This is a genomic window from Deltaproteobacteria bacterium, assembly GCA_019308905.1.
Classification (GTDB): domain Bacteria; phylum Desulfobacterota; class BSN033; order WVXP01; family WVXP01; genus JAFDHF01.
This window is the reverse complement of sequence record JAFDHF010000001.1, coordinates 211456-234044: the sequence shown is the minus strand read 5'-3', so window position 1 is coordinate 234044 and position 22589 is coordinate 211456. Positions and strand designations below refer to the sequence as shown.

Genomic DNA, 22589 nt, shown 5'->3' with positions numbered 1-22589 from the left:
ACATTCCGGGTATCATTTGGTAGCATGAAATCAGGTCCAGGGGATGGCTATTTTTTTTGACCAACAAGGCCGGCGGATCACGTTTGAAGGTAGCGCGAGCTCATCTTCTGGACCCACGTGTGATGCCGGCCGCTTTGTTCTGAGGGAGGCCTCCGCAATCCCTTGACAGGCGCGGCCTGGAGCGTGCCGGGAAACCGTTGATGCTCAAGGGCAAGATGACGCGCATATTTGCCCTGTGTCGCACGATCTCGGATCGGGCAAGGGTAAACCATAGGGGAATGGAGAAAGGAGGGATGCCAGGCGACAGGACAGGGCTTGAGGCGACTTTTCAAATAGAGGAGGTGGGAGAATGGGATCAGGAGTCTACAAGAGGGGTCAGTCCTACTACGTCGACTTTTGGGTGAGGGGCAGGCGGTACACGGAATGCCTGGGCCGGGTGTCAAAGACCTTTGCCAAAGAGGAGGCGGCAAGGCGCAAGACGGCCCTGATAGAGGGAAGGCTGAGGCCAAAGGCACAGGACCCCGGCTTTTCGAGGTTCATTGACACCTACCTTGCCGAGGTCTCGATCAACAAGGCCGAAAAGTCCCATGCAAGGGACAGGACCTCGGCGGTTCACCTGAAGGCGTTTTTCGGCGGGAAGCGGGTCTCACAGATAAGCCGGATGGACGTGGAGCGTTACAAGAGGGAGAGGAGGCAGGAGATAGAGGCAAAGGGCAGGACGGGCCTTGCATCCGTCAACCGGGAGCTTGCCCTTCTGAGCCATGCCTTCAACGTGGCAAAGCTGCCCAACCCGGTCAGAGGGGTCAAGAGGTTTCCCGAATTCGGCAGAGAGCGCTTCTTGACCGAGGATGAAGAGAGCCGGATGTTTGAGGCCCTGGCCGAGGTGGAGCCGGATCTCGAGCCTCTGTTCAGGGTGCTTATCAATGCCGGCTACAGGGTGGGTGAGGTCCTGGCCCTGAGAAACGACCCGGAGATGGTCAATTTCAGGGCCGGCTGGATCAGGATACCCCGGATGGTCCGAAAGGGCAAAAAGCGGGACGTTGTGACACCCCTGAACGATGTCTTGACCGAAAGCCTCAAAAGGGCTATAAGGAACGGCAAGGTGGCAAAGGGTGAGGTCATTTTCCCGTACACGGTCTGGCACCTGGACAGGGTCTGGCAGAAGGTCAGGAGGCTTGCCGGCCTGGGGGAAGACGTGAGAATTCACGACCTGAGACATACCTTCGGATCGAGGGCGGGCAGTCAAGCGCATGATGATCCCTATGCAGTCCAGGAGCTCATGGGACATTCCGACTTCAGGACGACCCAGAAGTACATTCACGTTGACATGGCAAGAAAGCGCGCCATCATGAAGAGGCTGGAAAAAGTCCCAACGATTTCCCCAACAGTAAAGGTACTGAATCGGCGCTAACCGTTGATGCGCCTGTAGCTCAATGGAAAGAGCAACGGACTTCTAATCCGTAGGTTGCAGGTTCGAGTCCTGCCAGGCGCGCCATCACCCAGTGATAGGAAGGCCAGGACCACGGAAACCCCTCCCAGGATGATCCTGGCGGCCTTCCCGCCGAATTTCTTCACGATCCTACCAACAGCCCAGTCTACCTCCTGCTCGGGATCCAGCCTCAGGTGCGCTGCCGGGATACCTGATCGATCGTATATTCTAGCGGTCCCGCCCCGGAAAGCCAATTGGTCTTCCTGGGGGTTCTCCCTGTTCGGGACCCGGGGTTTGACTCCCTGAGACTTGACTTGATTTTTCGATCTGCTAATATGGGATGGAGCCTTGAGACGGCAGACGAGCTGGAGAAGAGGGGGGTCGCATTTCTGAACAGAATAGGCGGTGTTTGCTCCCACAAGGGTTTCCTGATCTTTTTTTCTGCCCTTTCTGTTTGACAAAAGCGTTCCCCATGGCTATTCTATTGCTGTGCCCTTGTGGATTCTGCCGGTCTCGCCTACGACGACCGAACGACTGCGGTCCACGCTGACAGACAGCCCCGAGACGAACCGTATTGCAAGGGCATGTCCGCCGATCCACCTTTCTACAGGAAGACCCTCTGGATCCGATGATCGGAAAAGGCGGAGATGCCGGCCTCTCGATCTGGCTGACGCATTTCGGGCGATCCATGTTCGGTCTTCGGCTCGGTCGACTGTTTTTCAGGTGTGAGTGCAGTGATTGGAGGGCCGATGGGTGGGACCCCGGTTGTGGGAGCAACTGGAGATCGGCTGAAGCTTGGCATAGACCTGGATCGTTCTCTGTCGCCGAGATCGGATTAGCATAGTACAGCAAGGAGGTGATTATTCTGTGAGCAAGATTAGAATCGGTATTGTTGGAGTGGGAAATTGCGCCAGTTCCTTGATTCAGGCATTCCATTATTACAGGGACAAGAACCCGGAAGATGCGATCGGCCTGATGCACTGGAAGATCGGAGAGTTCGGGCCGGGAGACATTGAGGTCGTTTCGGCTTTCGATGTGGACAAACGAAAGGTGGGGGTGGACGTCCACGAGGCCATCTTTGCCGATCCAAACTGTACTACCGTCTTCTGCCCAGATCTCCCCAAGTCCGGAGTGACCGTCCAGATGGGCAAGATTCTTGATGGTGTGTCGGACCATATGAGTGAATACGACGAAAGATATACCTTTGTTCCGGCTGACGAACCCGAGCCCACGGGGAAGGAAGTGATCGAGGCGCTCAAAGAGTCCGGTACAGAAATCCTGATGAACTACCTGCCTGTCGGCTCTGAGGATGCAGCCAGGTTCTATGCTGACTGCGCGCTGGAGGCAGGGGTTGCTTTTGTTAACAATATGCCGGTTTTCATCGCAAGCGACCCTGTGTGGGCAAAGCGCTTTGAGGATCGGAACGTCCCTCTGATCGGCGACGACGTCAAATCCCAAATGGGCGCCACCATCATCCACCGTACCTTGACCGACTTGTTCAAGAAGCGTGGGGTCAAGCTCGACCGTACCTACCAGCTCAATACGGGTGGCAACACAGACTTTCTCAACATGCTCAACCGCCACCGGCTGGTCTCGAAGAAAGAGTCCAAGACCGAAGCCGTGCAGTCGGTGGCGGCCAGGCGCTTGGAAGACACAAACATTCACATCGGTCCCAGTGATTATGTGCCTTGGCAGAAAGACAACAAGATCTGTTTTCTCAGAATGGAGGGGAGGCTCCTGGGTGACGTTCCGATGAATCTGGAACTCCGCCTCTCCGTGGAGGATTCCCCGAATTCGGCCGGTGTGACCATCGACGCCATTCGCTGCGCTAAACTCGCTTTGAAACGCGGCCAGGGCGGGGTTCTTTACGGTCCGTCGGCCTATTTCTGCAAGCACCCACCGCGCCAGTTTACCGACGACGAGGCCTTCAAGATGGTCGAACAGTTCATCAACAGTGCTTGAGGCGATGGCGGTTGTGGAGTGCCTGATTATCGCAGCCGGCAAAGGCAGCAGACTTAAGGGTATAGGGAACAGTAAACCCCTTATTCCGGTCTTGGGCGTGCCCCTGATCGAACGTGTCATCCGCTCTGCCGTGGAGTCCGGAGTCGATGAGTTCTATGTCACGACGGGTTACAACGGGAAGCTGGTTCGTTCTTTCCTCGCCGGTCTCTCCACTTCTCTGAGAGTCCGGATCACACCCATCGTCAACCGGGATTGGAGAAAAGGAAACGGCCTTTCAGTGCTAAAGGCACGGGAGTACGTACACGGGCCCTTCTTGCTGCTCATGGCAGATCAGTTGTTTGATCCTTCCATAGCCCGGAAATTGAAGGAGGTCCCTCTGGGGGAGGGTGAAATCGCCCTCGCTGTGGACAAGGGCATGTCGAATCCTTTGATCGACATGGAGGATGTTACGCGGGTGAAGACGGAAGGGGATAGGATCCGTGATATCGGCAAGGGTTTGAGGGACTTCGACGGCTTTGACACCGGTATCTTCCTCTGTACTTCCGGCATATTCGGCGCGGTCGAGCGCTGTGCGGAAGAACACGGAGACACTAGCCTGTCGGGCGCGGTGCGCGTTCTTGCCGCCGATGAGCGTGCCAAGGCGGTCGAGATCACCGGTCGGTTTTGGATCGACGTGGATGATCTCCCCGCTCTGAGGCGGGCCGAGAAGGCTCTTGTGGCTAATCTGGGGGAGAAATCCAACGACGGGCCTGTATCACGTTATCTCAACCGGCCCATCTCTCTGAGCATATCGAGACGTCTGGCGAACCGCCGAATCACCCCGAATCAGATATCCCTTTTCTCCTTTTTCTGTTCGGTCCTGGCTGCCGGTCTTTTCGTCCAGAGGGGCTATCTCGCCCTTTTGCTGGGGGGGCTGCTGGCTCAGTTCGCCTCGATCATAGACGGTTGCGACGGTGAGGTGGCACGGCTCAAGTTCCGGAGTAGCGCGTACGGAGGCTGGCTTGATGCGGTGCTTGACCGTTACGCGGATGCCTTTCTGCTGTTCTGCCTCACCTGGCACGCCTTTCGGGACAGGGCGGAGAGCGGCATACTCTGGGCGGGATTCCTCGCGGTTATCGGTTCTTTCGTGGTGAGCTATACGGCAGACAAATACGACAGCCTCATGGCGGAAAAGGTGGGCCGCATCTCGAGGCTGCGCCTCGGCCGTGATATGCGCGTCTTCGTGGTGTTTCTGGGCGCCATAGCCAACCAGGCATATCTGGCACTGGTTGTGATCGCCACTGTGATGAACATCGAAGCCATACGCCGTATAGTGATCTGTCGGGATCGTGGATAGCATAGACCGTGCAATGGAGAGAATAAGGGCGATCGTAGCCCGCTCCGAGGTCCCGGAGGACGCCCTGCACGCGGAAAATACCCTTGAATGGGTCTTGAGGCTCGATCCTGAGAGCGGTCAAGCAATCCAGGTTGCGGCCCTTGCCCATGACATAGACCGGGCCGTAGGCCCGACAAAAGTGCGCCGCTCGGATTATGCGGACTTTGACGCCTTCAAAGCGGCTCATGCGTTACAGGGGGCAAAAATCCTGCGGGCGATCCTGGAGGAGTGCGGCGTAGCCGGGCCTACCATCGAGGAGGCCTGCCGGCTGGTGGAACTCCATGAGGTCGGTGGAGACCGTTGGTCGGATCTCCTTAGGGATGCGGACAGTATCTCCTTTTTTGAAGTGAATCTCCCTCTATACTACAAAAGGGAAGGCTGGGAAGAGACCAAGCGCCGCTGCATCTGGGGGTATCGACGTGTCTCGGCGCGAGCCAGGGAGATCATACTCGCCTTGTGCTATGAAGACGGGACCCTCACGGCACTGATCGACGAGTCGATAAGGAGGGTTCCTCAAAAGGATCAAGAGGCTTTCTGAGACGCTCCCTTTGCCCCGTGTGCAGCCTTATTTATTCGCCTAATGAAAAGGGGATGCGGCTTCTCTGATCCCGTCCTGGGGCAGGCTGAGCCGATCGCGGGTGCCTACTTTACCGTGAAGCGGGAGACCCCGTCCCAATCCTCTGGGGGAGGGCCTTGATCATAATCCTTGCAGAGCCCAGAAAGTCGGCGGACAGAAAGGTCCCCGGGATGTTCTGCCTCGATCTCCCTCAGGAGCTCCAGAGCCCGCCTGAATTGCCGTGACTCATAGAGCGAAAAGGCTTCCTCGTAGTTCTTTGCAAAAGCCAGGATCTTTTGATCCACCTCGTCTTTTTGCCCGAGCAGTTCGAAGATCCTGACCCCGCGGGTTTTTCCCTTTACCGCTACCAGGTCGACCTGGCGCCAGAGGAATTCCTCGCCGGCTTTGTCCCGAACAGGCCTGGAAGCAAGCGCCGAAGTCCCGTAGACACGATTGAGAGCCTCCAGCCGGCTGGCGAGGTTTACCGCGTCACCGAGGGCCGTGTAACTCAGGCGGGAAGGGGCCCCTACGTTTCCCACCACTACGGTGCCCGTGTTGAGACCGAAGCAGGTAGGCAGGGGAGGCAGCCCATGTTCAACCCAGTTTCGGTTGAACTCGACGAGTCTTCTCTGGCAGAGGAGGACCGCCTTTACGGCGTTTGTCGCCTGTTGAGGGTCTGGATTTGGCGCTCCTCAAAAGGCCACGATGGCATCGCCCACAAACTTGTCGACCGTGGCGTTGTTCGAATGGAGGACCTCAAGCATCCCATCGAAGTACTCTGCCATCTGGGCTGTCAGAGTCTCCGGAGACATTCCCTCGGCAATGGTTGTGAACCCGCGGATATCGGTAAAGAGAATCGTAAGCACTTCGCTCCGCCCTCCGATCTGGGCCACTTCACCGCGCCGGAGGAGTTCCCGCACCAGTTCGACAGGCACGTAACGGGCAAAAGACCGGAGCCCCGATAGCATCTGTTCCTGGGCCTCGGCCAATTGGTTAACCTCTGCCAGCTTGGAGTTCACACGGTCGCCTGTCCTCAGATCCAGGTCACGAATCCGCCGGCTTTGCTCGGCCAGCTCCTCCAAGGGCCGACCGTACCGGCGGGCAAGGACCGTGGCCATCAAGACCGCCACTGCCAGAGCTCCCATGGTAATCAGGAGAATCATGTCACGCCGTCTCTTGGCTTCGGCGAGAAAATCGGCCTCCGGTACAAGGCAGGCCATCCAGAGAGTCCAGTTTCCGAGATGGAAAGGGTGGAACCCTGCCCACCAGTATGCATCTCCACTCTTGTACCGGAAAAAATCACGGCTGCCTCCATCCATCGTCTTCCAGGTCTTGAAGGCGTCTGCCAGGGGGGGGACTCCCAGGTTTTCCACTTGAGACAGGGCGGCTTTCTTGATGTCTGCGATGCTCTGAAACCTCTGATCCCGTGGCAGTCCTATCATGGTTCCATCCTCGGTGAGGACGAGAGACTTTCCGTGCTCACTCACCTGAAGCCCGGTGGTGAAAATGGAGATGTCTGTCAAGAGGATGTCATAGGCGATCACATAAGTAGGGCCACGGCCCACTCTCGGCCTCCATGCGATGGAAGCGGTGATGCCGGGGTCTTTGGTTGTGAAGAAGGTATAAGGTTCTGTCCAGTACGGCTCGCCTTCGCCCTCCCGGCTGATGGCTCCCTGAAACCACTTGGTTTCCCTGGGATCGTAGTCCAGTTCTTTCCAGGACTCGTCGATCAGATGTTCCGCGTCTTTCCAGCGCCTCCACAGCGTCTTCTTTCCCCAGCTATCGGCCCGGACGATTCGGTTTTTCCATGTCCACGTCTCTGGATCCCGGAGCAGGAGATGTCCAAATCCATCGGTATTCGCCAGGTTCAAGGAAGAAATCTGCGGAAACTGCTCCAGTAGAGGAATGAAAAGCGCGTTTAGACGCCGTGAATCGCCTGAATCGTCCAGCATACCCTCACGTCCCCAATCCCTTGCAACCATGAGGTTCCTCATTATCGGCGCGAATGACTGCCTGAGTTCAGCAGCGGTCCGGTCGGTGGTCAGCCTTATGAGGGAGCGTGAGAAGTCTCTGGCTATCCTTCGCGACCCTGCAAAATAGACCACCGCCAAGATCGCGCCCGAGGTGAGCAAAATCAGCAAAACCATGTTGCGCAGGAGGCTGCGCCGGATGGTGATGGGGCCGCGGGCAAAGAGCCCGGAGAACCTCAGCCTAGGCAACGGTCTCCCCTCCGCTCGAGAGTTTCTCTTCCGACTCTCTTATCCGGCGGCTGAAGACCCGGCAGATATTGATGGGAATCTGAGGGAAATGTCTCATGATATCCTCAAATTGACTCTTTCCAAGAACCAGGAGTTTCGAGTCGGTATCGGCCTTTACGGTATTGGCTCTGGGCTTGTCTTCAAAGAGGGCCATCTCTCCGAAGTAGTCGCCGCTTCCGATCGTATTGATGACCAGGCCTTGGTCTGTACCGTCCTTCTGGATCACCGAGAATTGTCCCGAGATGATCAAGAACATGTTGTCGCCCGGATCTCCCTCTCTGACGACCACGTCACCCGCGGAGCAGTCCTTTTGCGTGGTTGCCGAGCTTATGGCTGCGAGCTCTCTGACCTGAAGGTCGGAGAAAATGTATGCCCCTTTGAGGTGGATCATCTTGTCTGTCGTAGACAGCGAGGTTTTTCCTTCTGTTCCCCTGTCGGTTCCTTTGATCCTGTCCAGGGCCTGCCCCGCTGTTTGCCTGACCATCAGGTCCGGATGATTCCTGAGACTTTCGAGTTTATCAGAAAACCCTGCCATCCTTGCTTCGCCGATCACGGAGAGGGCACAGATCTGGGTTATGGGATCGTTGCTGACCAGAAGGTCTCCAAGGACGGATGCAGGGTCGGAGCGTGTGGCTCCGTCAAGGCCGAATTGTTTCCCGGCGATTTTCAGCTTTTCTTGAGCAGGGATGTCCTCGATGAGAGGGATCAAAATGTGGGTCAGGACGGGATTGAGGGTGGTTTCCAGCGTTTCGAGAGCGTTCGCCCTATCCCTGGCTCCGGCCTTCAGACCCCGATAGACGGTGCGCATCTGTGTGCCTCCTCCCTGAACCTCCAGGATTCGGAAAACAGTGAAGACCGCGTCTTCGTTCCTGTCCTGAAGGTGCTTGACCAGGAGGGCGAGGGCGGGTGTCTGCTCGAGGGCCTTGAGGCTCTCGATGGTGCGAATGTTCTCGTATGCCTGACGGATCTCCCTGGTGATGACCTCCGAAAACTCTAGGTCTTTGACCTCCAGCCTTTCGAGGAGGGTGAGGACTCCGTCTTTGAGGACCCTCCTGGGAGAGGTGAGAGATTTCAGGAGGAGTGGGACGGCCCTTTTGCCGGTCTCTTCGATCCGTTTCAGTGCCGTCTTTCTCACGTCCGGGGACTCGTCTCCGAGCATCTCGATCGCCTGCCCCAGGGCCTCTTCGTCGTCCAGGGCCAGGGCTTCAAGGACGGCACGTCTGACTGCCGGACTTGGGCTCCTGAGCCATGGGATTATCCTGTCATTCCTGCCCGGTATGTCCAAGGCACCCAAGGCCTCAATGGTTCTTGCGCGGACTACGGGATCTTCCTCCTTTTCAAGAATCGCATAGAGGCCATCGGCCAGTTTTGCCTCTCCTGTCCTGGCTGCGGTGGTGACGGCAAGGAGTAAGTCTTCCCGATCTCGGCTTTCCAGCCAATTTGAAAGAAGGGAATACCCGGTCTCTCCCATCCCGCCGTTGTATAACCCGACAATGGCCTCTGCCTGAAGCGCCCTGTCAGGAGCCTCGTACATTCGCCTTAGAAAGTCGATGTTTTCGGTAGGGGCGAGCCTTGCCACGGCTCTGACCAGGTGCGGACGGAGTTCTTGAGGGGCCGTCTCGGTCATTTCAATCAGGGCCGGAACAACTACGGGCGCTTCCTCCGGCTTCAGCAGGTCGAGGAGCTCGGCCTGCACGGCCCTGTCCTTTTCACCGATAAGCGAGAGTATGGTCTCACCGAGCTTCGGGTAGCGGGCTTCGTCGAGGATTCGGGCACAGAGGACCGCGGCCTGCCCCTTTTCCTCGCGCAACCCCTTGAGCAACGTGTCGAGGGCTTCCCTGTCCTGAACCAGAACTGTCAGATCGACCTCCTGGAGCTCTCTCAGGTCGACCTGCTTTTCCAGCAGGCTCTCCAGGAGAAAGGAGGAATACCGCTTCTTCAGCCGGAGAGTCACGAGAATCCAAGGGGCCGCGAAGATAAGGCCGAAGATGGAGAAGTAGCTGGTAGGGATGAAAGCGTTGAGCCCCACGAGTATCAGGGAACCAAGCAGGCTTCCTGCCCTGGAGACCATCTGGAGGAAAGGACGTATCTTGGCCCTGAACCTATCGGGAAAGAGGTTGATAAGGATGTTGTTTGCAGGATTGTGCAGAGTCGTGGTGATGACACTGATGCTTATCCTTCCGTATATCCCCACGATAACGTTGAAGCGAAACAGGAGAAGCGCAAAGACCAAGAAGTAGTTGCTCGGCCTGAACAGGAGGGCATTTGGGATCCCGACCCGGGTATGTACCTTTCCGATGAACATGAGGACGACAAAGGTGATGACGTTCAGTATTCCCCGGAATACCCCGTAGAACTGGGCAAGAGCTTCTTCGGAGGGAAAGGTGTGGGCTAGGATCACGCTGTACTGGTAATCGAAAAGTGGGCCGACCACATTGGGGAGAACCCGGATGGCTGCTAGAAGCATGAAGAGGAGCGAGCCCTTGGCAAGGAGGCTCATCTCTTTGATACCGGCAAGGGGTGAAGACCAGCCTTTTTTCTTTGAAGCGTATATCTTCGAAGCGGCAACCGGGGAGGGGAAGAGCCGTCCGACCCGCTGGCTGGCCACGGCTGCCAGAAAGAGCAGGCCGGCAGAAATGAGGAGAAGATTGTCGATGTTTGTGGCCCGGGTCAAGAAGTCCGTGGAGAAACTCCCAATGACACGTCCCAGAATTCCGCCTGCCGTAATCAGGGGGAAGATCCTTTTGGCCTGGCGCGTGTCAAAGATGTCGTTGCAGATGTTCCAGAAGATAATGAGGATTACGCCGTCGATCTGCAGCCGCAGGAGAAAGATTAGAGGGTAGAGGAGAGAGAAGTTCAGCAGGATCAGAAACCGGCAGATTACCTCAACGGCGGCGAAGATCAAGAGGATCCGCGTCAGGAGTACCATGGGAGAGTACTTCCCCACCAATGCCCGGACCAGGTCCATGGCAAAGAAGACGAACACGGCGTCGATGACGAACATGTGCGGGAGGTACTGGACGCCGAATCGCTTGATAAAGGCCGTGTCGGCAAAGTTTGCAAAAAGAATCTGACTGGACAGAATCAAGAACATCAAGCCGGCCGTCCAGCCGAAAGCCTTGTACTCCTCGGAACGGACGGTAATCACCCTATGTAGGATCGTTGACGGAATATTCATGTGCAGGCTCCTGTTTCTGACGCGCAGCGGCAACGAGAACCGATTCTACGATAGTAGCATGTTTTCCGCAAGGCCGGAGGCAGAACATGAATGGCTCTCTTAGGGTATACGGTCTTTTCGGTCTTCCCTAACTCCCCTTCAGAGAGGACGGCCCTCATCGTCCGGGGAGCGATTCCCCCGCACGAAGCGCCGTAATTGGTTTCAAGCAAACAGGGCCATGGGCGAGGTCCAGAAACAGTGCGGCGGCAATGGCCCCGAGAGCGGCTTTCATGAGTTATCGGTCTTCATCCGGTCGGTCTGGCCATTCTCTATTGTGCCGAGAGGAAGCAGCAGAAAGAAACAGTCAGCTCTCCCAAAGCCGAGCCGACGTAATAGCAGGGTAGGGTTCGGTCTCCATTCACGGGGGTTTTCTCTCTATCAGGGATACGTACCCCATGCGCTCCATCTCCGCCAATCCATAGCCCCACTCTGAGCCCTTGCTGCCATCGCTCGCTCGTGGTCGACCTTCTTCTCTTGGGCGAGCTGTTGATACCGCCGATAGGCTTCCTCGGTTCCCACGTATGCACACCTGCAAAAGGTCGCGTCCGCATACAAGTATTGGACCTTGCCGTCCCGTTGTTCTTGGCGGACGAGCTCACGCTGGGGGAAGGCCTCAAGACGGGCGAGTTTCTCGGGTGTATCGGCGGGCCACATCTTAAACCCGGCGGAAGCGAGCATCTCCTTGATATCGGGTCCTCTGTTGCCTTGGGTGGTCGCACATCCCGCCAGGACGAATCCCAAGCCGAGCAATAAGACTACAGGTCTTATCCGTATCCCACACCTTCTCACCGTGTCTCTCCTCTCCACATCGACATACGTTTCCAGCTTTTTCATCACCTCGTCTCCGTCGTCTCGATTTCTTGCCCGTGGCCTGCGGAATCAATCCGCGAGGAACCGCAATTGCAAGCCCTGCCTGTCAATCACTCTCTGCGGCGGGCGGCAAGGCCTGGAGTCTCGATTCCAAACGGTATCGATCGCGTCTGGAAAGCTCTTGTGTGGCCAGGGCCTGGCGGTAAACGGCCCGGGCCTCTTCCGCTTTTCCTTGCTTCTCATAGATGTCACCCAGCAGCAGGTAGACCTCAGCGTAGGGTGGCTCTAGCTCAATCGTCGGTCGCAGCACCTTGATCGCACTGTCTGTATCACCTTTTTCCCGCAAGTAAAAGGAAGGGTATAGGCGTATTTCGCATTCGGGCTTAGCTCAAAGGCTTTCGAGCACCAGTAGACGGCCTCGGTTAGACGGTCCCTACTCAGAAGGACGGCCAGATTATAGGCTGCCGCGGCCAGCGGCGTCGTACCACGCGTTTCTACGCACATCATAGGCCACAGGCAGAACCTGGAGGCAGCCCCGCTCCATGGTCGTGAGAAAATAATAGACATTCTTTCCGCCCAGGGCATATGCGATCCCGTACTTCTTCTCTCCCTCGGGTCCACGCTCGAGCACCCAGCCTGTTTCGCCACCGATCTCGGCACGGGCAAACTCGGGAGTGTAGGGCTGCATGGCCAGCCCGTGGTGTGAGGGTGCCCATAATTTGTAGAACTTCTCGTGACACTCCCGGCAGCTCACGGAGCCGGTGTATTTTTGTGACTGAGGCGATGCCTCAGGTTCCTCGGCAAGGGCCGGCACAACATCCGGCCTTCCGGCTAACCAGATACCCGCTGCCAGGCAGGTTGTGAGAAGAACGGCTAATGCCAAATTAGTCTTACCCAATCTCGGGTCCCCTTGCCGACTATTCGACCGCCACATCTCTCCCGACGTGAGCGAGGGGTGTGTCAAGGAGCAGTCTGCCGTGATGGTTACGTGTGGGATCTGCTTGTGGGGCTAATCGTTATGGAAAAATTATAACACGCGGTGTCAAGGGTCGGTCAATCGGGCTTTGTTTCGATACAGAGTGGTCGTGCCCGTGATGTTGGAGGGGGTGGCCCGGCCTTGAGGTTTTGATGTAAAATCATGCAAAAATACTTGACAGGATTTTCAACTCTGCTATGATGGAACCCTCCGTACTCACGGTTCTTGGAGTGCTAATAACCGGGAACGGGCGGGCATAGGGACCGGCCTTACAGGAGACGATAATGTTGAGAGGCATCTCTTGGAAGACGTACTTGCCGGTGGTATTGACGTTGAGCCTGGCAACGTGCAACGGTGGAGGCTCGTCAAACGGCGGGGAAAGCCCTCTTCCATCGGTGCAAATCGTCGCCCTCGACCCTGCTGCCAACGAACGTGCCGCCGCGGTCAATACAACGGTTAAGGTCGAATTTGACCAGACCATGAACCCTGCCGACAGCAGCACTTTTGTGGCGGACGGTTCTCTGAGCGGCAGGCTGGAAGGCATGTACAGCGGGGGCGGAACAACCTTTCTGACCTTTGCTCCTGACAGTGACTTCAAACCTGGCGAGGAGGTCGAGATCACCCTGACCAAGGGCGTGACCTCGCCCACAGGAGCGGCTCTGGATCCACCGTTTGTGTTTCGCTTCCGTGCTGCCGTGTCCGGGGGCGATGCTGATTTCACGAAGGCCCCGGGGAGCCCCTTTGGAGTGGCCGGCACCCCTTCATTTATCACGACTGGTGACCTGGACGGAGACGGGGATTTGGATCTGGCGGTGGCGAACTCCTCGACCCGCAATGTTACTGTGCTGTTGAACGAGTTGAGCGGGCCTGGTGGAGGATTTAGTGAGGCGTTGGGGAGTCCTTACGATGTGGCGGGAGAGCCTTCTTCGATCACTCTGGGGGATTTGGATGGAGACGGGGATTTGGATCTGGCGGTGGCGAACTCGACGACCTGGAATGTCACTGTGCTGTTGAACGAGCCTGGTGGAGGATTTTCGGGGAGTCCTTATGATGTCGATGGCGACCCTTCTTCGATCACTCTGGGGGATTTGGATGGAGACGGGGATTTGGATCTGGCGGTGGCGAACTCGACGACCTGGAATGTCACTGTGCTGTTGAATGAGTTGAGCGGGCCTGGTGGAGGATTTGGCGAGGCGTTGGGGAGTCCTTACCATGTGGCGGGAGAGCCTTCTTCGATCACCCCAGGGGATTTGGATGGAGACGGGGGGCTGGATCTGGCGGTGGCGAACTCCTCGACCGTTAATGTTACCGCGCTTCTTAACGGGCCCTAACCGGTTGCCGGCTGAGGGATTCTTCTACCACTTTTCCTTCTTCTCAGAGAGCACGGGTTCTACTATCTTGACAGGGAGCGTGAGGGTTCTCGTGAAGATACCCAGAAGTTGGGCTCCAACTGCCGAGGGAGAGAGAGTCACAACCGTCGGGTCTGTCAAATCACCCTTGACCTCGACGGGAATTGAGACGAGAGACCCTCCGAGGATCTCACGAACCAGTGGAACGAGCTTGACGATGCGGTCCACGGTTTTCAGTGGGGCTACCAGAACCTTGAAATCCATTTGCTGGTCGATCAGATCGAGTTCACCGTGCCAGGCGAGCTTCATAATAGGAGAGTCCATGATCCCTTCTTCTATCGTGAGCTTGTCCCCCTTGAGATCCCCTTTGATCCTTATGGAATCGTATGGAACCCCCTTTTTGCCCAACTCTGGTGCCTTACCCACGAAGATTTCGGTGAGATTGAGAAGGGCGAGGACCTTTTCGAACCGTATCTCGTGGCGGACCAGGCCGTTCCTGGCAACGAGTTTGAAACCTCCTCTCAGGGACCGAACAAGCTCTTCCGGCCTGCCCCGGCCCGTGATCTCCCCCTTGAAGTCGAGGCTGCCTGTCACGAGCACTTCCTCGTTCGCGACGCACTGCAGCGTGTGTGTCAGGTCCTGGCCCGTGGAAGCCGCTTTGAAATCAAGTGACACAACCTGAGGAGTGATCTTTATGACCCCGGGAGTCGAAATCCCGCACAAATCCGCATCGGTGACGGCGACTGTCACCTCGTCATGACCAAAGGAGATGTCAGCGTGAAAGGGCCTCCAGGTGAACCTCCCATAGGTGAAATACTCTGATTTGACTCTTAGATGTCCTCGCAGCGGCAAAGCCCACGTCTTTTCGGCCTTTTCAGATGGGCTTGGCCGATTCTCTCCTCCTATTATCCGTTTTATCCCGCTCCACTCAAGGCCGTCTGCAGACAGAGCCATATCGATCGTGAACTCTTCTCCTGAAAGATTCAGATCTCCGTAAAGGCTCACGTGGTGGCCTCCCATCGTGAGGCTGGCAGATTCGACCTCGAGCCTGTTTCCCGTGGCGATGAGGGAGACCTTCTCTATGTTCACCGGCACCTTCAGTCCCAGCGGGTTGCCGAGCCCGACTGCCTGGAGCTTTCCGTGAGCCGTCGAACCCATGGGCTGGTCGAACAGGATGTGAGCCTCGAAGTCCCCGTCGATCCGTCCGGCGAGAACCCGGTTTTTCACGAGAAGCCCGTCGAGAGTCGCCTTGTCCAGGTGTCCCTTGAAGCCAAGATGGAGCTCCCTCTTCTTGAGGCCGACGGCAAGACTCGCACGAGAGGCTCCATCCTCAACAAGCAGCTTCTTGATAGTAAGTTCCCCTGGGTTCGCGAGGAGGTCGAGAGAGACCACGGGACCGTCTTCCACGGCCAGATCACCCGAAAAAGATAGCCTCCCCTTGCCCTTCCATCCCAGTTTCCCCTTTGAGATCGAGAGGGGGGAGCGGACCCTGAGCCTCTGGGGCAGGCGGGCCAGGTCTGAAACCCAGGAGGCGGCCTTAGGCCCGAGCCTTCCTTGGATGGCAAGAAGGAGCCTGCCGGGCCCTTGTCGATAGCCCCTGAGATCCCCCGACACCCTCCCAGAGGCATCCAGAAGGCGAGCCCGGGCATCTGTGATAGAGATTTTCTTCTCGGTTGCCTCGAATCCAGCGCCGTCGGCTGCCAACCGGCCCGGGAGAAACCGAGAATCCACGACGAGACCCTCGATCTTTCCATTTGTCCTGAAACGCCATCGTTGAGGTGCGGAAAGAGGCCCCTCCAGACGCATGGATGAGAAACTGAGGATGCCGCTCACGGACTCGAGATCCTTGAGAGCGGCCTTCAGTCCCTTGAGGGAGGAAAGCCACGGATAGATCTCATCCAGCAGGATCGAGAACTTCCCCGAGAGGATCTCAAGAGAAGGAGGCCTTCCAAAGCGCACACCTCCGGTGAGCCCTGAGAAGGAGGACCTTCCCAGTGTACCCTCGATGTCCTTTACCGCGATCCTGCCTCCGCGGTAGGAAAACTTCCCGCTCCGTATTTTCAGGGGATAGGGAATAGGGCGATACCTGGCCGACAGGTTGAATCTTGAGATATCCACACCGGCTTGGATCGATCGTGTGGTCTCCCCCAAGACAAGCCTTCCTGTTGCACTGCCCTTGAGGTCGCTCACAAGGGCGATCTCTCTGCGCAAGGGTCTGCTCTTTATCAGGTCCTTGAGCACACCAGGCAACCGGCGGAGGTCTGCCTTCAGCACCGTATCGAGATGGAAGGGCGCATCCCCGCCCCTCAGGCCGAGGGTGATACTACCCCCGGTGATCTCGGTTTCCTTCCACCGGGCTCGAAGGTTCTGCCCGCGGAGCAGGCCCTTGGAGATGACCACATCTCCCTCCACAGCCTGGAGATCGAAGTCGACCTTGCCGAGGTTGAAGTCAGACCCTGGAATGAAGATATCTCCCCCGGCGATGCTCCCCCTGATGACCATGTTTTCCGGTTTCAGCAAATCGACCGGCGAATTTCCCTCGGCCTCGGCCGTGATCAGGGGTACCAGGCCTCCCCTCACTATGGTGAAGAGCTTCTCTAGGGTTGGTGAATCTCCTGCCAGTGCGAGAAGCACCTGCCGTGTGGATGAAACGTCGACCTCCCTCCCCTCGAGCTTCAGACTCAATCGTGGAGAGGCGTTCCTTGCCAGGAGGCTTCCAGAGAGATTGAGGCGCGGATACTCAAGATCGAAGCCCGTGAGGGATATTTCTGCCAGATCCCGGCTCAGATCGAGAGTCCCCATCAGATCCTTGCCCTTGATGACTACCTTCTGATCCCCCTTCCCGAGGGTGAGTTCCGAAATGGAACCCTGCAGTTCCCCGTGGAGAACACTTAGCCCCTCGGCCCTGAAACGGAGATCGAGATCCACCTGCGAATCTCGAATAGTCGGTCGGCCACGGCCGGGAACGAGGGCAGGCAACTCGTGGGCCTTGAAGTTTACGAGTGCTAATTGGCCGGCAGCACCGAGATTCTCGGGGTCGAGAAACCCGGTGAAGGACATGCTTTCCCAGAGGTTTGAAGTACAACCCAGGTTGACCTTGAGTCTGTTTGGTGGTAGGTCGATGCGCGCCTCGATGGCCTCAAACCGGGCGGCAGGCCGACCTCCTCGAGAGAGACGGAGCTTCCCATTGCTCACTCTCACGGCAAGACCTGGTACCTTTGAGGTTAGAACCGCCAGGAGATGTCCCACCTTTTGCTTGACGGACTCAACAGGGGGCGGTGGGTGTTTCTTCGGCTTTTCTTGCGGCTTGTCGGGAAGTGCCGCCGTGAAATCCGGAGATCGAATCTCGATCCGGGAGATCTGAAGCCGGCCGGCAAAAAGGGGGAGAATCTCAGGATAGATTCCTGCAGAGCGCAGGGTTCCCCCGATTATTCCAGGGATGGAGAGACTCACCCCGCGAGCTATTACACCGGGCCTGGGGAAAAGGAAGAGATCCATCCGCTCGAGTTCGACCCGGCCTCCTACTGCATGAGAGATACGGCCCAGGATCTTTTCTCGCACGGGCTGGAAATTGATCAGCCGGGGCAGGAGAATGATCAAAGCCAAAAACAGGACCACAATGGTGCTTGCGATTGCCGCAGCCCAAAGGGCCAGTCTATCGCGCCGCTTCATGGAGAACCCCCATCTCCTCGGCCTATGGTCGATTCACCGGGGAAAACCAGCAGAAAGTCGGATGCCGAGTCATGACATAAAAGCGTGGCGCTTTCTCCCGGCCATGCAACGGCCTTTCTGCACCATGAGGGACTGTCAGGGTGCAAACGACCTTGACAGGTGTTTCTTTCAAACCTACCACATTCCCGGGGATCTGACCACGGCGAGGGTCGACTGGGCATCCGTGGTTTTCAAACACGCTCGTCTTTGAGGATCTCGTGGAAACGGAACAAGCCGGGCAGTGGATCTCGAGGGGCTCGGAAAGGCCGGTTCCTCATGGTAGTGGATTGTTTCGGGCCGAGAGAGGACGGTTTTCTTGCAAGAGCACTTGACAGGGGTCTCGACTCTGTTATGATACAAGCGTCCCCGGGTTCAAGACTCCCAGTCTTTTATGGGCGGTCTGATCGGGGAGGGATCGTTTTTCCATGACGATGATGCCTGGGGGCAGAGGGGGGAGACGTGAACAAGGACCTCTTGAATTTCTTCCTTTCCAACTACGGCCGGGGCCGGGTGGCTCTTGTAGGCACCTCTGACCTGATCGGGGAGGCTGTCAGGTCGAGCCAGAGGAGACTGACACGCGATGGCGGTCCTTCTCTTTGGTCACACGCCTTCATACTTGGGGAGATGCGCCCTGATCGACGGGGCCCCCAGGGACAAGTGGGACGCAGCCCCTATATCTTTGAAAGCGACCTGCAGATCCATCCCCAGCGGGTGCAGATCCGCAACGGTGCCCAGGAAAACTGGGTCGGCAAATGGTGCTCCGAACAGGTTGAGCATGCGGCCATCCTCGACTTCGATCTATCCGTGGGCGAGGAGGATATGGTTTTGGGTACTGCCCTGCAACTCTGCGACGAGCAGCTCCAGTACCCGATTTTGGAGCTGGTGGGAACATGGCTGGCCATCATGACAAGGCGGCTATGGGCGACAAACCCCTTTGACGATCCCCATGCCATGTTCTGCAGCGCCTTTGTGCGCCACTGCTATCGGGAGACGGGAAGGGATTTCCTGGGTGAGGAGGTCTCCCTGTCCAATACGGCACCCGAGCATGTGGCCCAGAGCGCTCCCTTCCACGCGGAGTGGCACAAGACATAGATCCTGCCACAGCCCCCTTTCACCCAGGCGGTATTTTCCAATTCATTGGGGATGGAGCGGATCAAAAAAGAAAAACCGTGAAGTCACGGACTTGCAAGAATCCTGATCCAAGACGAAGGAAATTCCGGCAGAGCCCGTCTTTGACAAGAGCCCGGCCCGGGGTTAGACTAGAGTGAAACGTCGAAGTTCCAAGCTGGAGGGATCTGCCTTGAGGCGATATCTCATGTGACTTTGCGTCCAGCCCTCTTTGCCGTTCTTTGCGGACCACCTTCGCTGTCCAGCATTCGCCCTGTTTCTCTAGCTTCCCGCTGTTTCCCGGCCGGTCCCAGGGGGCCTGAGATAAGGGTTCATCATGACCGCTCTTTCTGGTCTGAGAAGAAGCCATCCGAGGCCTGAGCTGCAGAGGATCGTATCCTATTTCCATCGAGGCAAGCGGTTTCTCACGGTCACTTTGAATTTGGGGCTTGGCGGCATGAAGATCAGAACCCCGTACCACATCCCCGAGTGTAGAAACCTGGGTTTCAGGCTGGTCCTGGCCGGGCAATCTATCCGGCTGAGGGGAAAGGTGGTTTATAGTCGTCTTCTCTCGGATCACGAAACAGTATCAGGGGTCCAGTTTCTTGGGCTTTCCAGGAAGGCGGAAGCCGCTCTGCGCCGGGAGCTCTCCGGTCTGGTCGGATCATTCAGAATGGCAGAGACAGGCCACACAAGGCCCGATGAAAGAACGGGAAATGACAGGTGAGGGAGAATAGGCACGGTTCCAAAGAGCGAGTATCCCGTACCCCTTGTTGGGACTTGACGACTCCTCAGTCAAAAGCCACGGGACGGCAGGGATCGAGAAAGTGGGCCAGGACATCGTCGAGGTGCCTTCTGTTTGTGCGGTTGGTCGACAGGGGAGGCAGGTCGTCGAACCTGAAGAAATCGACGGCCGCAGTCTCCTCGCTGGGCCTGGCTTCACCTCCGGTAATATCGCACAGAAAAACGATCTTGTAGGCATGATAGAATTCCAGCGGTCTCCCGCTTCGGTTGGCATCGTAGACGCCGATTATCCTTTTGGGTGAAACCTCGAAGCCACTCTCCTCCCACACCTCCCTTGCGACCATTTCGGAGGGAAGTCGCCCGACATCGGCCCATCCCCCAGGCATGCACCAGAGTTCGTCCGACCTTTCCTGGACGAGGAGAATCCTCCCGTCTTGTATGACGGCTCCCCGGACATCGACCTTGACCGTCGCATAGCCCGGCTGAGAGAGAAAGTTTTCCACCAGCGCGTCCTTGGGGAGTCCTGAATGGGTGTGAACGATCTCAGCCGCGATCTCCATCAGGCGCCGGTAGCGCTGGGTCTCATATGTGTTGCTGCTATAGGTGAGCCCGGTTTGGCTCAGAGCCTGGATCTCGCGGGCCCACTCGAGCCAGGCAGGAAGCCTTTCTTCAGTCATCGATCTTCCTCATCACCCGGTTTTCCAGGTGCGAATCGGCTGCATCCGGTTCAGCCCAGGCTTGAAAATACCTCGTTGACTATCTCGATTGCCTGCTCTATGTCGCGGGAAGCCACATCGAGGTGTGTGACCGCTCGAATCCGGGTGTGGCTTACGGGCAGCATGAGAACCCCATTCCCCTCGAGACGATGGGTGAGTTCTCCTGCATCCGTCCCGGTTCCGGATACGTCGAAGATGACGATGTTGGTATCGACCTCCGCCGGGTTCACAGCCACCCCTTTGACTCCATGGAGGGCCGTTGCGAGTCTTCTGGCGTTGTCGTGGTCGTCTTTGAGCCTGGCTATGTTGTGTTCGAGGGCATAGATGCCCGCTGCGGCGAGAATGCCCGCCTGACGCATGCCGCCTCCGACCATCTTTCTGTACCGATGGACTCTGTCTATGAGTTCGGATGAGCCGGCAACCACGGATCCCACAGGGCACCCCAGCCCCTTTGAGAGGCAGAAGGAGACAGAGTCGAAGTAACGGGCGTATTCTCTTGCCTCGATTCCGGAGGCGACTGAAGCATTGAACAGCCGGGCCCCGTCTAGGTGCATGGGAATCCCGGCCTCGCGCGCAACCTCGTGAATTCTGATGATCTCTTCAAGGGGATAGACAGACCCGCCTCCCCGGTTGTGGGTGTTCTCGAGGCAGATCAGCCCGGTACGTGCAAAGTGGTGGTCCGCGGGCCGGATTGCTTCCCTCACCTGCCGGCTTTCCAGAATCCCTCGCCTCCCATCGATAGGGTGAACCAGAACCCCTGAAAGGGCAGCAACGCCCCCCGATTCAAAGTTGAAGGTGTGGCAGTTCCTGTCGGCAATGATTTCGTCACCATGATGGGTCTGGGCCATGATAGCCAGTTGGTTGGCCATGGTACCGGAACAGACAAAGATGGCCGCTTCCTTACCGAGTAACTCGGCGGCCATGGCCTGGAGTGCATTGACAGTGGGGTCTTCACCAAATACGTCGTCACCCACCTCCGCCTCGGCCATGGCCCTTCGCATCTCAGGGGTCGGTCTGGTAACGGTGTCACTCCTCAAATCGATGGGCCTGTTCATGATGGTTCCTCACAATCGGCTTTTAGGGAAATGTATAGGTGGGAGCAAGGTGGTGTCAAGGGCCACTGCGCGGGCTTGAGGATCAGGGGGGAAAGGTCTTCCCCTGGCAAAAAAGAAAAAAACTGTGAGGTCGGATACTTGCAAAACCCCTGGCCGAAGGGTTGGGAAGCTCCGGTCGAGACCTGCGAGGCCGTACGGAAATTCGGGACTGACCCGTTGAATCAATTCTGGCATGCTCCCTCAAAGTGCGGTTGACTCTGGTTCTTGTCTTGGAAAATTTGTGGTTGACATTTCGGGAAATACCTGCTTTATAGTATAACTGACGGGAGGGAGGCGTGGAGAGTAGGTATACCAATGGTTTCCAAACGGAGGGCCCAGGGATGCCTTAAGGGTAGTGGTTTCCTGAAGGCTCACCTGCCTCTGTTTGCCGGCTGGGAAAAAAGGTAAGGGAGGAAAACTGTATGACCAAGGCTGAACTGATTTCATCGATAGCGAAGGATGCAAAGATTACCAAGGCAGCAGCGGAGAAAGCGCTGAATTCTCTGACAGGAGCGGTGACAAAGGCCTTGAAGAAAGGGGATAGGATTACTCTGACCGGTTTTGGAACTTTCTCGACCTTGAAGAGAAAAGCACGGAAAGGCCGGAACCCGAGGACAGGCAAAGAGATCAAGATAGCGGCGACGAGGGTGGCCAAGTTCAAACCGGGCAACAAGTTGAGGAAGGCCGTGAAATGACAGCACCTGAGGGACTGTTTCCCTCTCCTCAGTCTTTCTGAGTCTTCCTGGTACCTCTCTTCTCCATCTGAGCGCCTCTGTCTCCCGTTCTTCACGCCGGCAGGAATAGAAGGGTCTTGGGGCGGAGAGGTTGCAACCTTACAGGTAATGAGACTCGGAGGTAGGGTCATGGAAAATCGCCTTTTGGGGAACGGGAGAGTTTCCAGAGCACTGAAGGGAGTCCTGGTTGTGGGACTGGTCGTCTTTGTGGTGATCGGTCCCGCGGGCGTTTCGTGGGGTGGGCAGCCCGAAGGTGCGAGGGTCGAGGACATCGTAGACCTTCTGGTGATGCGACCGCTGGGTGTCATAGCTACCCTGGCCGGGACAGGCCTTTTCATTGTGACCCTGCCTTTCACCGTTCCCACACGGAGTGTGGACAAATCGGCCCAGCGCTTTGTAGTGGCCCCTTTCAGGTACACCTTTTCAAGACCCTTTCCTGACAAGAACCTCTAGACGGGGCCGTCCTCTCACCAGCCGGTGTCTCTGATGGGATCGGGCCTGTGCGCGCGGGCAGGACTGCCCCTTTTCTATGTCAACGGTGGCGTGTGGTT

The 22589-nt window shown here is 57.1% G+C and carries 17 protein-coding genes, 1 tRNA gene and 1 pseudogene; 10 read left to right on the top strand and 9 right to left on the bottom strand.

Going from position 1 to position 22589, the window contains the following annotated elements; translation table 11 throughout:
• The first annotated feature begins 349 nt into the window (after positions 1 to 349).
• The 5 genes from JRJ26_01060 (at position 350) to JRJ26_01040 (ending at position 5304) form a co-directional block, all read left to right on the top strand.
• Complete coding sequence (locus JRJ26_01060) at positions 350 to 1411, top strand: tyrosine-type recombinase/integrase (GenBank protein ID MBW2056063.1); 1062 nt, start codon at positions 350 to 352, stop codon at positions 1409 to 1411.
• Between the two features lie 8 nt (positions 1412 to 1419).
• Positions 1420 to 1495: transfer RNA gene (locus tag JRJ26_01055), tRNA-Arg, on the top strand.
• Positions 1496 to 2296: 801 nt separating this feature from the next.
• The gene (locus tag JRJ26_01050) at positions 2297 to 3391 is read left to right on the top strand and encodes an inositol-3-phosphate synthase (protein ID MBW2056062.1); all 1095 of its coding nucleotides are present in this window, start codon (positions 2297 to 2299) and stop codon (positions 3389 to 3391) included.
• A 4-nt stretch (positions 3392 to 3395) separates the two neighbouring features.
• On the top strand, positions 3396 to 4727 hold the full coding sequence (locus JRJ26_01045; protein MBW2056061.1) for an NTP transferase domain-containing protein: 1332 nt from the start codon (positions 3396 to 3398) through the stop codon (positions 4725 to 4727).
• 13 nt (positions 4728 to 4740) lie between these two features.
• On the top strand, positions 4741 to 5304 hold the full coding sequence (locus JRJ26_01040) for a DUF4202 family protein (GenBank protein ID MBW2056060.1): 564 nt from the start codon (positions 4741 to 4743) through the stop codon (positions 5302 to 5304).
• Between the two features lie 104 nt (positions 5305 to 5408).
• Here the strand turns inward: JRJ26_01040 and JRJ26_01035 are convergent.
• The 6 genes and pseudogenes from JRJ26_01035 to JRJ26_01010 form a co-directional block, all read right to left on the bottom strand.
• Positions 5409 to 5993 (bottom strand): annotated as a pseudogene (locus JRJ26_01035) (adenylate/guanylate cyclase domain-containing protein).
• Between the two features lie 21 nt (positions 5994 to 6014).
• Complete coding sequence (locus JRJ26_01030) at positions 6015 to 7541, bottom strand: hypothetical protein (GenBank protein MBW2056059.1); 1527 nt, start codon at positions 7539 to 7541, stop codon at positions 6015 to 6017.
• Entirely contained in the window at positions 7534 to 10758 is a 3225-nt protein-coding gene (locus JRJ26_01025) for a cyclic nucleotide-binding domain-containing protein (protein ID MBW2056058.1), read from the bottom strand. The genes JRJ26_01030 and JRJ26_01025 overlap by 8 nt, the downstream gene beginning before the upstream one ends.
• A 417-nt stretch (positions 10759 to 11175) precedes the next feature.
• Positions 11176 to 11631: a hypothetical protein gene (locus JRJ26_01020; protein ID MBW2056057.1), complete on the bottom strand. Its 456-nt coding sequence runs from the start codon at positions 11629 to 11631 to the stop codon at positions 11176 to 11178.
• A gap of 82 nt (positions 11632 to 11713) precedes the next feature.
• Positions 11714 to 11917, bottom strand: a complete 204-nt coding sequence (locus JRJ26_01015; GenBank protein ID MBW2056056.1) for a tetratricopeptide repeat protein — start codon at positions 11915 to 11917, stop codon at positions 11714 to 11716.
• 144 nt (positions 11918 to 12061) lie between these two features.
• Complete coding sequence (locus JRJ26_01010) at positions 12062 to 12505, bottom strand: hypothetical protein (protein MBW2056055.1); 444 nt, start codon at positions 12503 to 12505, stop codon at positions 12062 to 12064.
• A 362-nt stretch (positions 12506 to 12867) separates the two neighbouring features.
• On the opposite strand from JRJ26_01010, the gene JRJ26_01005 reads away from it, so the two are divergent.
• Positions 12868 to 13914, top strand: a complete 1047-nt coding sequence (locus JRJ26_01005) for a VCBS repeat-containing protein (GenBank protein ID MBW2056054.1) — start codon at positions 12868 to 12870, stop codon at positions 13912 to 13914.
• A gap of 24 nt (positions 13915 to 13938) precedes the next feature.
• On the opposite strand, the gene JRJ26_01000 is transcribed toward JRJ26_01005, so the two are convergent.
• Entirely contained in the window at positions 13939 to 17604 is a 3666-nt protein-coding gene (locus tag JRJ26_01000; GenBank protein ID MBW2056053.1) for an AsmA-like C-terminal domain-containing protein, read from the bottom strand.
• Positions 17605 to 18102: 498 nt separating this feature from the next.
• Between JRJ26_01000 and JRJ26_00995 the strand changes: the two genes are divergently transcribed.
• Positions 18103 to 18735, top strand: a complete 633-nt coding sequence (locus JRJ26_00995; GenBank protein ID MBW2056052.1) for a hypothetical protein — start codon at positions 18103 to 18105, stop codon at positions 18733 to 18735.
• 352 nt (positions 18736 to 19087) lie between these two features.
• Positions 19088 to 19477, top strand: coding sequence for a PilZ domain-containing protein (locus JRJ26_00990; GenBank protein MBW2056051.1), 390 nt, complete (start codon positions 19088 to 19090; stop codon positions 19475 to 19477).
• A gap of 64 nt (positions 19478 to 19541) precedes the next feature.
• Here JRJ26_00990 and JRJ26_00985 read toward each other — a convergent pair whose 3' ends face one another.
• Positions 19542 to 20171 (bottom strand): NUDIX hydrolase, encoded by a 630-nt coding sequence (locus tag JRJ26_00985; protein ID MBW2056050.1) that lies wholly within the window; start codon positions 20169 to 20171, stop codon positions 19542 to 19544.
• A gap of 50 nt (positions 20172 to 20221) precedes the next feature.
• On the bottom strand, positions 20222 to 21265 hold the full coding sequence (gene ltaE, locus JRJ26_00980) for a low-specificity L-threonine aldolase (protein MBW2056049.1): 1044 nt from the start codon (positions 21263 to 21265) through the stop codon (positions 20222 to 20224).
• A 461-nt stretch (positions 21266 to 21726) separates the two neighbouring features.
• Between ltaE and JRJ26_00975 the strand changes: the two genes are divergently transcribed.
• Both JRJ26_00975 and JRJ26_00970 read left to right on the top strand, forming a co-directional pair.
• A complete protein-coding gene (locus JRJ26_00975; protein ID MBW2056048.1) occupies positions 21727 to 21999 on the top strand; it encodes an HU family DNA-binding protein in 273 nt (90 codons plus the stop codon).
• Positions 22000 to 22167: 168 nt separating this feature from the next.
• On the top strand, positions 22168 to 22491 hold the full coding sequence (locus JRJ26_00970) for a hypothetical protein (GenBank protein MBW2056047.1): 324 nt from the start codon (positions 22168 to 22170) through the stop codon (positions 22489 to 22491).
• The last annotated feature ends 98 nt before the right edge of the window (positions 22492 to 22589 follow it).